At 71.7% G+C, this 13944-nt stretch carries 10 protein-coding genes; 2 read left to right on the top strand and 8 right to left on the bottom strand.

Features of this window, described 5'->3' with window-relative positions; genetic code table 11:
- Nucleotides 1-5: 5 nt before the first annotated feature.
- The 3 genes from ACFFQA_RS12980 to hutH all read right to left on the bottom strand — a co-directional run bounded on the left by ACFFQA_RS12980 (nt 6) and on the right by hutH (nt 4502).
- Nucleotides 6-1190, bottom strand: a complete 1185-nt coding sequence (locus ACFFQA_RS12980) for an allantoate amidohydrolase (protein WP_377852275.1) — start codon at nt 1188-1190, stop codon at nt 6-8.
- Between the two features lie 115 nt (nt 1191-1305).
- On the bottom strand, nt 1306-2964 hold the full coding sequence (hutU, locus tag ACFFQA_RS12975; protein WP_377852048.1) for a urocanate hydratase: 1659 nt from the start codon (nt 2962-2964) through the stop codon (nt 1306-1308).
- Nucleotides 2961-4502 carry a histidine ammonia-lyase gene (gene hutH / locus ACFFQA_RS12970; RefSeq protein ID WP_377852047.1) on the bottom strand — a complete coding sequence of 514 codons (1542 nt, stop codon included), beginning with the start codon at nt 4500-4502 and terminating at the stop codon, nt 2961-2963. The genes hutU and hutH overlap by 4 nt, the downstream gene beginning before the upstream one ends.
- A gap of 113 nt (nt 4503-4615) precedes the next feature.
- Between hutH and ACFFQA_RS12965 the strand changes: the two genes are divergently transcribed.
- Complete coding sequence (locus tag ACFFQA_RS12965) at nt 4616-5398, top strand: IclR family transcriptional regulator (protein ID WP_377852046.1); 783 nt, start codon at nt 4616-4618, stop codon at nt 5396-5398.
- A 27-nt stretch (nt 5399-5425) separates the two neighbouring features.
- Here ACFFQA_RS12965 and ACFFQA_RS12960 read toward each other — a convergent pair whose 3' ends face one another.
- Genes ACFFQA_RS12960 through ACFFQA_RS12945 form a run of 4 tightly spaced genes read right to left on the bottom strand, consistent with a single transcriptional unit; the run spans nt 5426 to nt 8812 of the window.
- Complete coding sequence (locus ACFFQA_RS12960) at nt 5426-6316, bottom strand: ABC transporter substrate-binding protein (RefSeq protein WP_377852045.1); 891 nt, start codon at nt 6314-6316, stop codon at nt 5426-5428.
- Nucleotides 6313-7080, bottom strand: coding sequence for an ABC transporter permease (locus tag ACFFQA_RS12955; RefSeq protein ID WP_377852044.1), 768 nt, complete (start codon nt 7078-7080; stop codon nt 6313-6315). The genes ACFFQA_RS12960 and ACFFQA_RS12955 overlap by 4 nt, the downstream gene beginning before the upstream one ends.
- Nucleotides 7053-7718, bottom strand: a complete 666-nt coding sequence (locus ACFFQA_RS12950) for an ABC transporter permease (RefSeq protein ID WP_377852043.1) — start codon at nt 7716-7718, stop codon at nt 7053-7055. The genes ACFFQA_RS12955 and ACFFQA_RS12950 overlap by 28 nt, the downstream gene beginning before the upstream one ends.
- On the bottom strand, nt 7718-8812 hold the full coding sequence (locus tag ACFFQA_RS12945; protein WP_377852042.1) for an ABC transporter ATP-binding protein: 1095 nt from the start codon (nt 8810-8812) through the stop codon (nt 7718-7720). The genes ACFFQA_RS12950 and ACFFQA_RS12945 overlap by 1 nt, the downstream gene beginning before the upstream one ends.
- A gap of 164 nt (nt 8813-8976) precedes the next feature.
- On the opposite strand from ACFFQA_RS12945, the gene ACFFQA_RS12940 reads away from it, so the two are divergent.
- Nucleotides 8977-10587 (top strand): bis-aminopropyl spermidine synthase family protein, encoded by a 1611-nt coding sequence (locus tag ACFFQA_RS12940; protein ID WP_377852041.1) that lies wholly within the window; start codon nt 8977-8979, stop codon nt 10585-10587.
- Nucleotides 10588-10663: 76 nt separating this feature from the next.
- Here ACFFQA_RS12940 and ACFFQA_RS12935 read toward each other — a convergent pair whose 3' ends face one another.
- Nucleotides 10664-13849 carry a sensor domain-containing protein gene (locus ACFFQA_RS12935; RefSeq protein ID WP_377852040.1) on the bottom strand — a complete coding sequence of 1062 codons (3186 nt, stop codon included), beginning with the start codon at nt 13847-13849 and terminating at the stop codon, nt 10664-10666.
- Nucleotides 13850-13944: the final 95 nt, after the last annotated feature.

Below are 13944 nucleotides of genomic sequence, written 5' to 3'. Positions count from 1 at the left end.
CTCTCCTAAATGGACAGATGGTGTTCGAGAACCGTTGCCAGCGCGGCCACTCCCGCCTCGCAGTCGTCCGGCTCCGCGTGCTCGGCAGGGGCGTGACTGACCCCGGTCGGGTTGCGCACGAAGAGCATCGCGGTCGGCACCTGTGCGGCGAGGATGCCCGCGTCGTGCCCCGCCCCGGTCGGCAGCGCGGGGACCCCGCCGAGCTGGGCGGCGAGGCTGTCCCGCAGCGCCGGGTCGAAGATCACTGTGTCACCGTAGGACTCCTCGGTGACCGTCAGCTCACAGCCTTCGGCCTCAGCGGCGTCCATCCCGGCGGCCTTGATCTCCGCGACCACCGAGCGGGTCACCTCGTCCGTCGCCGCGCGGGCGTCCAACCACACGTCCACAGTGGACGCGATCACGTTGGTGCCACCCGGAACCGGCTGGATGCGGCCGATCGTGGCCCGTGCTCCGTCCACTCTGGACGCCGCAGCCCGCGCGGCGAGCACCAGCTGCGACGCGGGCAGCATGGGGTCGCGCCGGTCGCCGATGGGCGTGGCCCCCGCGTGGTTGCCCTCACCGGTGAAGCTGAACCGCCAGCGCCCGTGCGCCAGGATCGAGCTCGCGACACCGACCGGCGCTCCGAGGTCGATCAGCCCGCGCCCCTGCTCCACGTGCAGCTCGATGAAGCAGCCGATGGAGGCCAGCGCCTCGTCGTCCCGGCCCATCCGCGCCGGGTCGAGCCCGGCCGCGGCGACCGCTTCGGCCAGCGACACCCCATCGGGATCGCGCAGCCGCCGCGCCGCGTCCGGGTCGATCGCGCCCGCCATCAACCGGGAGCCGAGGCACGCGACGCCGAACCGGCCGCCCTCCTCCTCGGCGAAGACGACGATCGCGAACGGCTTCGCGGGCTTGAAACCCTTGGCCTGCATGGCATCCACCGCCGCGAGCGCGGACACAACGCCGAGCGGGCCGTCGAAGGCCCCGCCGCCGGGCACCGAGTCCAGGTGGCTACCCGTGATGATCGCGCCCGGTCCGGGACTCCCCCACCACGCCCAGAGGTTCCCGTTCCGGTCGCAGGTGACGTCGAGCCCTCGGTCGGTCGCCTCGGCGACGAACCACTCCCGCAGGCTCAGCTCGACGTCGTCGAACCCGTGCCGCGAGTACCCCCCGCGGCTCCGGTCCCGCCCCACATCCGCGATCGCCGCCATCAACCCAACCGCACCACTCACCCTGATCCCCTCTCCTCACACCCAAATATGGCCATTCGCGGGCTTATGGACCTCTCTGAGCGCGCTCAAGCGTCCATAAGCCCGCGAATGGCGGTCAGGACTGCGCTGTGGGGATGGGGAGGGAGTGGGCGGTGGCGACGGAGGAGGCGCGGTCGTAGCCCGCGTCCACGTGGCGGAGCACTCCCATGGCCGGGTCGTTGGTGAGCACGCGCTCCAGCTTCTTGGCGGCCAGCTCCGTGCCGTCGGCCACCGTGACCTGGCCCGCGTGGATGGAGCGGCCGATACCCACGCCACCACCGTGGTGGAGGGACACCCAGGTCGCGCCCGAAGCCGTGTTGATCAGCGCGTTCAGCAGCGGCCAGTCGGCGATCGCGTCCGAGCCGTCGGCCATCGCCTCGGTCTCGCGGTACGGCGAGGCCACCGAGCCGCAGTCGAGGTGGTCGCGGCCGATCACGATCGGCGCGGACAGCTCGCCGGAGGCCACCATCTCGTTGAACTTCAGGCCCGCGAGGTGCCGCTCGCCGTAGCCGAGCCAGCAGATCCGCGACGGAAGCCCTTGGAACGCGACGCGTTCGCCCGCCATCTTGATCCACCGCGCGAGCTGGGCGTTCTCCGGGAACAGCTCCAGGATCGCGCGGTCGGTCTTCGCGATGTCCTCGGGGTCACCCGACAGCGCGGCCCAGCGGAACGGGCCCTTGCCCTCGCAGAACAGCGGGCGGATGTAGGCGGGCACGAAGCCGGGGAAGTCGAAGGCCCGCTCGTAGCCGCCGAGCTGCGCCTCGCCGCGAATGGAGTTGCCGTAGTCGAAGACCTCGGCGCCCGCGTCCTGGAACCCGACCATCGCGGCCACGTGCTCGGCCATCGACTCGCGGGCGCGCGTGGTGAACTCCTCCGGCTTGGCGGCGGCGTAGTCGGCCCACTCCTCCACCGTGACGCCCTTCGGCAGGTACGCCAACGGGTCGTGCGCGGAGGTCTGGTCGGTGACCACGTCCACCGCGACACCACGGCGCAGCAGCTCCGGCAGCACCTCGGCGGCGTTGCCGATCACGCCGACCGAGAGCGCCCGGCGGTCGGCTTTCGCCGACAGCACACGGGAGATCGCGTCATCGAGGTCGTCGGCGATCTCGTCGAGGTAGCGGGTCTCGACGCGACGCTGAGCCCGCTCGCGATCGACCTCGACCACCAGCGCGACACCCTCGTTCATGGTGACCGCGAGCGGCTGGGCACCACCCATGCCACCGAGACCGGCGGTGACGGTCAGCGTCCCGGCGAGCGTGCCACCGAAGCGCTTCTGCGCCACGGCGGCGAAGGTCTCGTAGGTGCCCTGGAGGATTCCTTGCGTGCCGATGTAGATCCACGAGCCCGCGGTCATCTGGCCGTACATCGTCAGGCCCTGCGACTCCAGCTTGCGGAACTCCGGCCAGGTGGCCCAGTCACCGACGAGGTTGGAGTTGGCGATCAGCACGCGCGGCGCCCACTCGTGGGTGCGCAGCACACCGACCGGCTTGCCGGACTGGACGAGCAGCGTCTCGTCCTCGGCCAGGTTCCGCAGCTCGCGGATGATCGCGTCGAAGCAGTTCCAGTCGCGGACGGCCTTGCCGGTGCCGCCGTAGACGACCAGGTCGTCCGGGCGCTCGGCGACCTCGGGGTCCAGGTTGTTCTGGAGCATGCGCAGCGGCGCCTCGGTGGCCCAGCTGCGCGCGGTCAGTTCGGTTCCTCGGGCGGCACGTACGGGGCGAGGTCCTGCGTTCACCGGTTTCTCCCGTCCACAGTGGACTCAAGGTGGGCAAGCACGGCACCGGAGCGGATCAGCTCCTCGGCCGCGGCGATCTCGGGTGCGAGGTGGCGGTCCGGGCCCGGCCCGCCCGTGGACTCGCGGAGCAGCGCGATGACTCCGGCGCTGGCCGGACCGGGCCGCAAGGGCGCGCGCAGGTCCAGCGCCCGCGCCGCGGTCAGCAGCTCGATGGCGAGCACGGTGCGCAGCCCGTCGACGGCCTTGCGCAGCTTGCGCGCGGCGGACCAGCCCATGGAGACGTGGTCCTCCTGCATGGCGCTGCTCGGGATCGAGTCCACCGACGCGGGCACGGCGAGCCGCTTGAGCTCGGAGACGACGGCGGCCTGCGTGTACTGCGCGATCATGTGGCCGGAGTCCACGCCGGGATCGTCGGCGAGGAACGGCGGGAGCCCGTGCGAGCGCGCCTTGTCCAGCATGCGGTCGGTGCGGCGCTCGGCCATGCTCGCGACGTCGGCGAGCGGGATCGCGAGGAAGTCCAGCACGTAGGCCAGCGGCGCGCCGTGGAAGTTGCCGTTGGACTCGACACGCCCGTCCGCGAGAACGATGGGGTTGTCGATGACGGAGGCGAGTTCGCGCTCCGCGACGGTTTCCGCGTGCGTCAGGCTGTCCCGCGCGGCGCCGTGCACCTGCGGGGCGCAGCGCAGCGAGTACGCGTCCTGGACGCGGTTGCAGTCCGGACCCCGGTGACTCGCGACGATCTCGGAGTCCTTGAGGAACGCGGCCATCCGGGCGGCGGACAGGGTCTGGCCGGGATGCGGGCGAAGCGCGTGCAGCTCCGGCGCGAAGACCCGGTCGGTCCCCAGCAGCGCCTCGACGCTCATCGCGGCGGTGAGGTCGGCGATGTCGAACAGCTCCGCGAGGTCGGCGCAGGCCATGACCAGCATGCCGAGCATGCCGTCGGTGCCGTTGATCAGCGCCAGCCCCTCCTTCTCGGCGAGCTGGACCGGTTCGAGCCCGGCCTCGTACAGCGCCTCGGCCGCCGGGCGCAGGGCACCGGAGCCGTCGCGGACCTGGCCCTCGCCGGTGAGCGCGAGCGCGATCGCCGACAGCGGGGCGAGGTCGCCGGAGCAGCCGAGCGAGCCGTACTCGTGCACGACGGGGACGATGCCCGCGTTGAGCATCCCGGCGAGCGTGTCCACAGTGGACAGCCGGACCCCGGTGTGCCCTGAAGCGAGCGTGCGCAGCCGCAGCAGCATCAGCCCGCGGACGACCTCGGGCTCGACCTCGGGACCGGCGCCCGCGGCGTGCGAGCGGATCAGCGAGCTCTGCAGCGCGGCGCGACGGTCGAGCGGGATGTGCTTGGTGGCCAGCGCGCCGAAGCCGGTGGACACCCCGTAGGTGGGGGTCTCGGCGGCGGCGAGCGCCTCGATGTGGGCGCGGGAGGCGGCGACGGCGTCGCGGGCCTCCGGGGTGATCTCCACCGGCGCTCCGCCGCGGACGACGGCGAGCACCTGCGCCCTGGACAGCGGCTTCAAGCCGACAGGAACGTGCGACATGCCCCCATCACAGCCGCTCACACCGCTGAGCCAAAGCCCGGTTTGTGTGACAGTGTCTGGGATACCAGACACTACGCCCAGAAGGCGGCAGTGGCGTGAGGGAGGAGACCCCCTTGGGTGCCAGTAGTGATGTCCCGGCGCTGCGGCGCGGGCTGGCGCTGCTGCGACTGCTGGCCAGCCGGGCGGGTCCGGTGTCGGCGGCGGCCCTCGCCCGCGAGCTGGACCTGCCGAGGTCGACGACGTACCACCTGCTCTCGGAGCTGCACGAGGCCGGGTTCGTCGCCCACCTCCCCGAGGAGCGCCGCTACGGGCTCGGTGTCGCCGCGTTCGAGCTCGGGTCGGCGTACCTGCGGCACGACCCCCTCGAACGGCTCGCGCGGCCGCTCCTGCGCCGTCTGGTCGACGAGACCGGCAACACCGCCCAGCTCGGCGTGCTGCACGGCGCCGAGGCGCTGTACCTGCTCAAGGAGCAGCCGACCCGCCCGCAGACCCTGGTGACCGACGTCGGCGTGCGGCTGCCCGCGCACCTGCCCGCGTCCGGCAGGGCCCTGCTGGCCGCACTGCCCGCCGCGCAGGTCCGCGCGCTGCTGCCCAGCACGCAGAGCTTCCTCAACCGCACCGGGCGCGGCCCGAAGGACCTGCCCGCGCTGCGCAGGCTGCTCGGTGTGGAGCGGCGCAGGGGGTGGGCCGTGGAGGACGGTCACGTCACAGCGGGCTTCGCCTCGGTCGCGGCGGCCGCGTTCGACCACGGGGAGCGGCCGGTCGCGGCGATCAGCGTGACCGTGCGCCACGTCTGCGAACCCGAGTGCGGTCAGGACTGGCCGGAGCTGGCCGCGCACGTCCGCCGCGCCGCCGCCGAGCTCACCGCGCGCATAGGTGGGCGCCCCCAGCAGTGAAGCCAGGGGCGCCCGCCGAAGGAGAGCTCAGAGCTTGTTCTGCGTCACGAACTCCTTGGCCACGTCGGCCACGGTCTCCTTGTCGACCTCGATGCGCTTGTTCAGCGCGGTCAGCTTCTCCGTGGTCAGCGCGGCCGAGACCTTGTTCAGCGCCGCCTTGCCCTTCTCGTCCAGCGCCTCGGAGCGGATCAGCGGCAGGACGTTCTGCGCCGGGTAGAGCCGCTTCGGGTCCTCCAGGGCGACGAAGCCGTTGGCGGTGATCGCCGACGCGGTGGTGAACAGGTTGGCCACCTGCACCTGGCCGGACTTGAGCGCCTCCACCGTGACCGGGCCCGCCGCGTCGGTGGTCTTGATCTCCTTGAACGTGCAGCCGTAGAGCTGGGTGAGCTTGGCCGGCCAGCGGTCCTTCCACTCACCCGCCGCGCCCAGCACGTACTGCGAGCACTTCGGGCCGAGGTCGGCGATCGACTTCACGCCCTGCCCCGCGACGTCCTTGGACACCACGAGCGCGTCGGAGTCCTCGGCTGCGGACTTCTCCAGCACCTCCAGGCCGCTGGGCACCTTCTGCTTCAGCGCGGCGAGCACCTCGTCCGGCTGGGAGGCGGGGCTCTGCTTGTCGAAGTACTGCAATAGGTTCCCGCTGTACTCCGGGACCACGGCGAGTGACTTGTCCTGCAGGGCCTTCACCAGGACCTCGCGCGAGCCGACCCGCGGCTTCGTCGAGACCTGCACACCGGCGTTGGACAACGCGCCGGCGTAGATGTGCATCAGCAGCTCGCTCTCGGAGAAGTCCGCAGAGCCGATGACGATCGGGCCACCGGCCGCACCGCCGCCGCCCCCGCCCTTGAGCGGGTCACCACCGCACGCGGTGAGCAGCAGAGCGGTCGCGGCGGCCATGACCGCCAGAGTGCGCTTCATGCGTTCGTCCTTCCTACGGCTTCCGGAGCCTCTGCTTGGGGTTTCACCTTCGCCTTGGGCTTGCGGGCGACCGCGGCCGCGGCCACCCGGAGCCCGCGCGGCACGATGACCCGCTGCAACCCGGCGAGCACCAGGTCGAGCAGGACCGCGAGCAACGCGATGAACAGCGCTCCGGCCAACACCTTCGAGTAGTCGATCACCCGCAGACCGTCGAGCAGCAGCCTGCCGAGCCCGCCGAGTCCCACGTACGCGGCGACCGACGCGGTCGCCACCACCTGGAGGGCCGCGTTGCGCAGCCCACCCATCAGCAACGGCAGCGCGTTGGGCACCTCGACCTGCCACAACCGTTGCCAGCCGGTCATTCCCATGCCGCGCGCCGCGTCGACGACACCGCGGTCGGTGTCCTGCACCCCGGCGTAGGTGCCCGCCAGGATCGGCGGGACCGCCAGCACGATGAGGCCGACGATGGTGCCCGCCTCGCTGCCGCCAGCGACCAGGAAGAGAAAGGTCACCAGGCCCAGCGTCGGCAGCGCGCGCATCGCGTTGCTCAGGCCGACCAGCACCACTCCGCCGCGGCCGCTGTGGCCGACGTAGAGGCCGAGCGGGATCGCGATGGCCGCCGCGCCGAAGACCGCGAGCAGCGTGTAGCCGAGGTGCTCCAGCGCCCGGTTCGGCACCCCGTCCTGGCCCTGCCAGTGCGCGGGATCGCCGAGCCACGCGAACAGCTCCTGGAAGATCACGTGGTTCCTCCCGCCCGCAGCCATGGGGTCAGCACCCTGCGCAGCCCGACCAGCAGCAGGTCCACCACGAGCGCCAGCACCAGGGTGAGCACGATGCCGATGATGATCGGCGCCGTGTAGCTGATCTGGAAGCCGCTGGTGAACAGCACGCCGAGCCCGCCGGTCCCGATCAGGGCGCCGACGCTGACCAGGCTGATGTTGCTCACCGATGCCACCCGCACCCCGGCGGAGAGCACCGGGACCGACAGCGGCAGCTCCACGGTGACGAAGCGCCGCAACGGCCGGTAGCCCATCGCGGTCGCGGCCGCGACCACGTGGAACGGCACGGCCTCCAGCGCGTCGCAGACCGGGCGCACCAGCAGCGCCGTGGTGTAGATGGTCAGGGCCACCACGACGTTGACGCTGTCCAGGATCTGCGTGCCGAGCACCACCGGGATCACCACGAACAGCGCCAGCGACGGGATGGTGTAGACGGCGTTGGAGATGCCGAAGAGCACCCCGCTCGCCGCGCGGTAGCGGTGGGCCAGCCACCCGAGCGGGATCGCCAGCGCGAGCCCGATCACCAGTGGCAGCAGGGAAAGGTAGATGTGTTGCAGGAGCTGGGTGAGCACCAGCTCCTGGTTGCTCTCACTGCCGAGGTACCGCGAGATGTCATCGAACATCAGGCGGCTTCCTTCCGCCGCTCCTCGATCAGGTCGATCACCTGCTGCGCGGTGACGACCCCGGTGTAGCGGCCGTCGTCATCCACCACGACACCCAGTCCGGACGGCGACGACAGCGCAGCGTCGAGCGCTCCACGCAGCGCGGTTCCCGCCGTGTAGAGCGAACCTCCCGGCCGCAGCTCCTCGTCGGCGGGCTCGCCATGGACCACGGCGCCCGGCGCGAGCCAGCCGCGCGGGCGGCGGTCCTCGTCGAGCACGAGCGTCCAGTCAAGACCGCCCACAGTGGACGATTGCTCCTCGTGCAGTCCGATCGTGCTGACGCCACGGAGCTCGATGCCGTCCGCCTCCAGGAAGGACAGCCCGCGGTAGCCGCGGTCCTTGCCGACGAAGGAGGAGACGAAGTCGTCGGCCGGGTTGGACAGCAGCTCCGCGGGCGCGGCGTACTGCGCCAGCCTGCCGCCCTCGCGGAACACCGCGACCTTCTCGCCGATCCGGACCGCCTCGTCGATGTCGTGGGTGACGAAGACGATGGTCTTGTCCAGATCGGCCTGCAACCGCAGCAGCTCGTCCTGAAGTCCTTCGCGCACAACAGGATCGACCGCGCTGAACGGCTCGTCCATCAACAACACCGGCGGGTCGGCCGCGAGCGCGCGGGCGACGCCCACCCGCTGCTGCTGACCACCGGAGAGCTGCGCTGGGTACCGCTTGCCCATGGTGGCGTCCAGCCCCACGAGCTCCAGCAGTTCCGCGGCGCGCGCACGCGCCTTGCGCCGTGTCCACCCGGAGAGCAGTGGCACGGTCGCGATGTTGTCCAGCACCGTCCGGTGCGGGAACAGTCCGGCCTGCTGGATGACGTAACCGATCCGCCTGCGCAGCAGCGCCGGATTCGATTTCCGGATGTCCTCGCCGTCCACCAGCACTGTGCCGTTGGTCGGCTCGATCATCCGGTTCACCATCCGCAGGGATGTTGTCTTGCCACACCCAGAAGGCCCCACGAACACGGTGATCGTGCCCGCCTCGACCGACATGTCGAGGTTGTCGACGGCTGTCGTGCCGTCGTCGAAGCGCTTGGTCACGGCCTGGAACTCGATCATTCGAGCCCCCTTGTGGTCGTGACGGCCCCTTGCCGGCCGCCCGTATGTTGGCGACGGCTGACGCGCCGTCGGACGCGTCAGCCGTCACCGACGTTCGACCTTAGTCCGAACGACTGACAGGGGCGAGGCGGACGCGCGGCCGTTGCGTCTAAGGTCAACAGTTTGTGACCACCGATGACCCCGTGCAGCGGGTTTCAGACCTCCTCGCCGCACACGGAGTACACGGGCGGCGGCTGAGGACGGTCGTGGCGCTGCTCGCCTCCGGCTGGCAGTCCCTCGCCGAGCTCGTTCGCCAGCCGGCGGTTCCGCGCCGCACCGTCGAAGAGCTGCTCACCGCCATCGAGGCCGATGTCGAGCGCGACGGCGACCGCTACCGCATCCGCCCGTGGCGCAGCACGGTCTACCGGGAGCACCTGGAGCTTGGCAGAAGCCTGACTCCCGCCGATCCGCTGGACATCGCCGCCCAGGCGCATGAGGAACTCGTCACAGGGATCAAGCAGGACATCCACGCGGTGCCCGGTCCGATGCCCGCGCTGGACCACGTGGCGGCCACGGCGCGGACGATGCTGCGGCGCGCGGTGTGGCTGGACGAGCAGTACACGCTCTCCGGAGCGCGGCTGCTCTGCCTCGGCGACCACGACCTGACGTCCCTGGCGGCCTGCGCCGTCCGACCGGACCTCGAAGTGCTCGTGGTCGACCTAGACGAGCGGGTCCTGGAGTTCATCGACAGCAGAGCCGCCGAGCGCGGCCTCAACATCCGGTGCGTGCACGCGGACTTCCGCTTCGGCCTGCCCCCTGCGGCGCAGGGCTGGGCGGACCTGGTCTTCACCGACCCGCCGTACACCCCGGAGGGCATCGGCCTGTTCGTCGCGCGCGCGGCGGCCTGCCTGCGCGACACCGACCTCGGCCGCATCCTGCTGGCCTACGGCTTCAGCGAGCGCAACCCGACGCTCGGGCTGAAGGTCCAGCAGGAGATCCTGCAGCTCGGTGTGCTGTTCGAGGCGATCCTGCCGCGCTTCAACCGCTACCACGGCGCGCAGGCGGTTGGCAGCGCGAGCGAGCTCTACGTGCTCCGCGCGACCAGCAAGACCCGCAAGCTCCTGGAACGCCCCGCGAGCACGGCGATCTACACGCACGGCCCGCAATCGGTTGAGGCACAAGGCAAAACGTCACCGGACTCCGTGGAAGCCTTGCGCGCCATAGCTTCCGCGGACGGCCGCCTCCAGGTCGGAGCGGTCCGCGGCCCGGCGTGGGACCAGCCCCTCAACGCCGCCAAGGACACCGCGCTCGCGGTGAACGCCACCGGCGACCCGGGACCGTGGCTGCTGCGGGTCCTGCTGGCCTCGTCGGCCCAGCGGGTGGCGGTGCTGGTGGCCAACAACCACCTCGACCTCGCCAACCAGGCGGGACAACGAGCGCTGACGGCGGCGTTGCGGCAGAAGTACCGCCTGCGCTTGCTCCGCAGCACCCCGGACGACCGCTCCGCGGTGGTGGTGGCCGAGCAGATCCCCGCGGACCGCCTCGACGCGGGCGAGCGGCTGGCTCGGCACATCCTGGACCGCGCCCACGGCAAGATCGGCAACCTGTGGCGCGAGGGCCTGATCACCGCGGCCAAGGCGGCTGGCATCACCCTGACCCGCAACGCCGCCCGCGACCTGATCACCGAGGCGGCCCCGACGCCGGCGGACCTCGACCTCCGCCTGATCGACGTCCCGCGTCACCGCATCGCCCCGCTGCTCGACGCGGTCACCGCCTCAGCCGCCGACCTCTCCTAGGCACCCCTCGCCATTCGCGGGCTTATGGACCGTTCGGGAGCTCCAAAAGCGTCCATAAGCCCGCGAATGGCTGGTCCTAGCCGGCGCGGGGGACGTGGAGGGGGCCCAGCGAGAGGACGGCGCGGAACTCGCGGGGCGGGACGGCGCGGGAGAACAGCCAGCCCTGGTAGGCGTCCACGCCGACGCCCTGCAGGATGTGGAACTGCATCGCCGTCTCCACGCCCTCCGCGACGCAGCTGCGGCCCATGGCGCGCGCCATGTCCACCACCGCCTGCGCCACCGCGAAGTCCGACGGGTCCTTGCCGACCCCGGAGACGAAGCGCCGGTCCACCTTGATGATCTGCGCGGGCAGGTCCTTCAGCCGGGCCAGCGACGAGTAGCCGGTGCCGAAGTCGTCCACCGCGAAGCGCACCCCGCGCTCCACCAGCTCCGCCATCGCCTGACGGGTCCGCGAGGGCAGGTCCACCAGGCTGGTCTCCACCAGCTCCAGGACCACCCGGTCCCAGGCGATGCCGCTCTCCGCCACCGCCGTCGCGACGATGTCGACGAAGTCCGGGTCACCCGGCAGCAGGCCGCCGAGGTTGACCGCGACCGCCACCGGCCGCCCGTCCGGCTCCGGCCAGGCCGATGCCTCCTTCAGCGCCGTCCGCAGCACCCAGCGGTCCAGCTCGCGCATCAGGTCGCCCTGCTCGGCCACCGGCAGGAACACGTCCGGCGAGAGCAGGCCGCGGTCCGGGTGCGGCCACCGCACGAGCGCCTCGGCGGTGACCACGCGGCCGTCCGGCCCGACCACCGGCTGGTAGTGCAGCGCGAGGCCGTCGCGGTTGAGCGCCTCGCGCAGCTGGCCCTCCAGGTGGACCTGCCAGTCGGCGGAGGCCATCAGCGCCGCGCTGGCCAGCGAGACCCGCCCGGCGCCGCGCCGCTTCGCCTCGAACATCGCCGCGTCGGCGAAGCGCAGCAGGTCGTCGCCGGTGGCACGCGCGCCGTTGGGGATCGCCGCGCCGATCGACGCCGACACCCGCACCAGCTGGCCGTGCACCGGGACCACCGTGCGCAGCAGACTGGAGACCTTGGTGGCCAGGGCGTCCACGCCGCCGACCGCCTCGATGTCGGCGCAGATGATCACGTACTCGTCGCCGGAGAGCCTGGCCGCCGTGCAGCCCTTGGGCAGCCCGCCCTCCAACCGCCGCGCGAGCACCACGAGGAGCTCGTCGCCCGCGTCGTGACCGAGGGAATCGTTTACCCGCTTGAAGTTGTCGATGTCGCAGAACAGCACGGCGACCCGGCTGGGCTCGTCCTGCTGCAACAGGTCCGCGAGCAGCTCCTTGACCGCCGTGCGGTTGGGCAGCCCGGTGAGGTCGTCGTGGGTCGCCTGGTGCTTGAGCGCCTCCGCCGTGCGCCGCCGCTCGGTGATGTCCTGGAACACCACCAGCCAGAACCGCCGCCCGTCGTCCTGCACCGACAGCGCCACGTGCAGCTCGCAGTAGACGGGTTCGCCGTCGGAGCGCAGCAGCAGCCGCTGCGGGATCTTGTAGCTCTTCTGCTCCTCGTCGACGGCCTTGTCCGCCATCCGCAGGTGCTGCGCGGGCTCCTCCGGGTGCGCCAGCTGCTCGGCGGTCATGCCGCGCATCTGCTCCAGGTCGTAGCCCAGCAGCTCGCACAGCGCGTCGTTGGCGTCGACCAGCCGCTCGCTGTCGTCGAAGATGCCGATGCCGACGGGGGTGACCGAGACCAGGTCGGAGAAGCGCTGGCTGGAGCGCTCCATCCGGGTCTCCACCACGCGCTGCTCGGTGACGTCCTGGGCCGTGCCCACCACCAGCAGCGGTTCGCCGGGGCCGCTCACCGGGGCGCCGTAGCAGCGGAAGACCCGGTGGAGGCCGTCGCGGCGGATCACCCGGTGCTCACACTCGAACGGCTGCGCCTCGATCCTGATCTGCTGCCACAGCTCCTCGACCCACGGCCGGTCCTCCGGGTGGATGAGGCTGAAGAAGTCCTCGAAGGTGATCTGCTCCTCGAAGGGGACGCCGACGAGCTCCTTGAGCATGTCCGACCACACCATCTGGTCGGTCGCCGAGTCCCACTCCCAGGTGCCGAGCCGCGCCACCCGCTGCGCGTCGTCGAGCCGCCTGCGCTCGTGCCGCAGCTGGCGCTCCAGTGCCCGCAGCGACGTCACGTCCTGCACGGTCGCCTGCAGGCGCTGCACCTGGCCGTTGTCGTCGTGCTCCGCGCGCACCCGGCAGTTGTAGATCTTGTCGGCCAGCTCGCCGCGGAACTCGACCTCGGCGGTCTCGCCGTGCGCGGCGTGCAGCAGCTGCTGCTGGAGCTCGGCCATCTTCTCCCGGTCTTCGGGGTGCACGCCCGAGAGCAGGTCCCCCGGCTCGTTCCCGACCTCGTGGAAGAGCTCGACCATCACCTCGCTGCGACGGACGTCGGCGGTCTCCACCTCGTAGGTCCAACTGCCCATCCTGGCGATCCGCTGGGCTTCCAGCAGTCGCGCCTTCTCCTCGGCCAGCTCGTTCTCCACACGCCATTGGTCGGTGATGTCCCGGATGTAGCCGGTGATGCGCACGGTGCCGCCGCGCTCGTCGCGGATGGTCTCGGCCTCACCGCGGATGCGGCGGACCTCACCGTCCGGCCGGACGATCCGGTACTCGATGTCGATCGAGTCGCCCGAGAGGCGGTGGTCGCGCCAATAGGTCGCGACCAGCTCCTGGTCCTCGGGGTGCACGTGGTCGAGCACGGCCTGGGCCCCGGGGACGACGTCGCCCGGCCGCAGCCCGAAGAGCTCGTAGTGGTTCGGCGACCAGTAGGTCTGCCCGGTCGCCGGGTCCAGCTCCCAGGAGGCGATGCCCGCGACCCGCTGCACCTGGTTGAGCCTGCGTTGTTCGTCGCGCAGCGCGTCGGCGGCGCGGGAGAGGTCGGAGACGTCGACCAGCAGCACGATCTCGCGGTCGGTGCCGGGCAGCGGGGTGCGCACGACGCGGATCGGCAGCTCGGTGCCGTCGGCGCGGTGCAGCCGGGTGTTGGCGTCGAGGTCGGAGACGAGCTCGGACAGCGGCCCGCCGGTGAGGTCCACCGGCCGCGTCGCTCCCGCCAGCTCGGCCGCGGCCGCGTTGGCCTGCAGCACGACCCCGTCCGGGTCGCAGAGCACGGCGGGCGCGTCCGGCAGGACGAAGCCGTTCGGCGCGGGGGCCGCGGCGGTGCTCACGGCAGGGTCGAGCACCCCAGGGGCGCGCCCCGTGCGCTGGACCTGGTCGGCCACGACGTCCACCCTTCGGCATCGACGAGCCCGTCGGCGCCGGAGGCGGCCAGGCCGACGGTCGTCTCAGCAGCACACCCGAGTGACCGGACGGCCCG

Origin of the sequence: Allokutzneria oryzae, from assembly GCF_042429765.1 — a bacterium.
GTDB classification, from domain to species: domain Bacteria; phylum Actinomycetota; class Actinomycetes; order Mycobacteriales; family Pseudonocardiaceae; genus Allokutzneria; species Allokutzneria oryzae.
The sequence above is the reverse complement of the archived record's forward strand: the minus strand, read 5'-3'. Positions and strand labels throughout refer to the sequence as shown.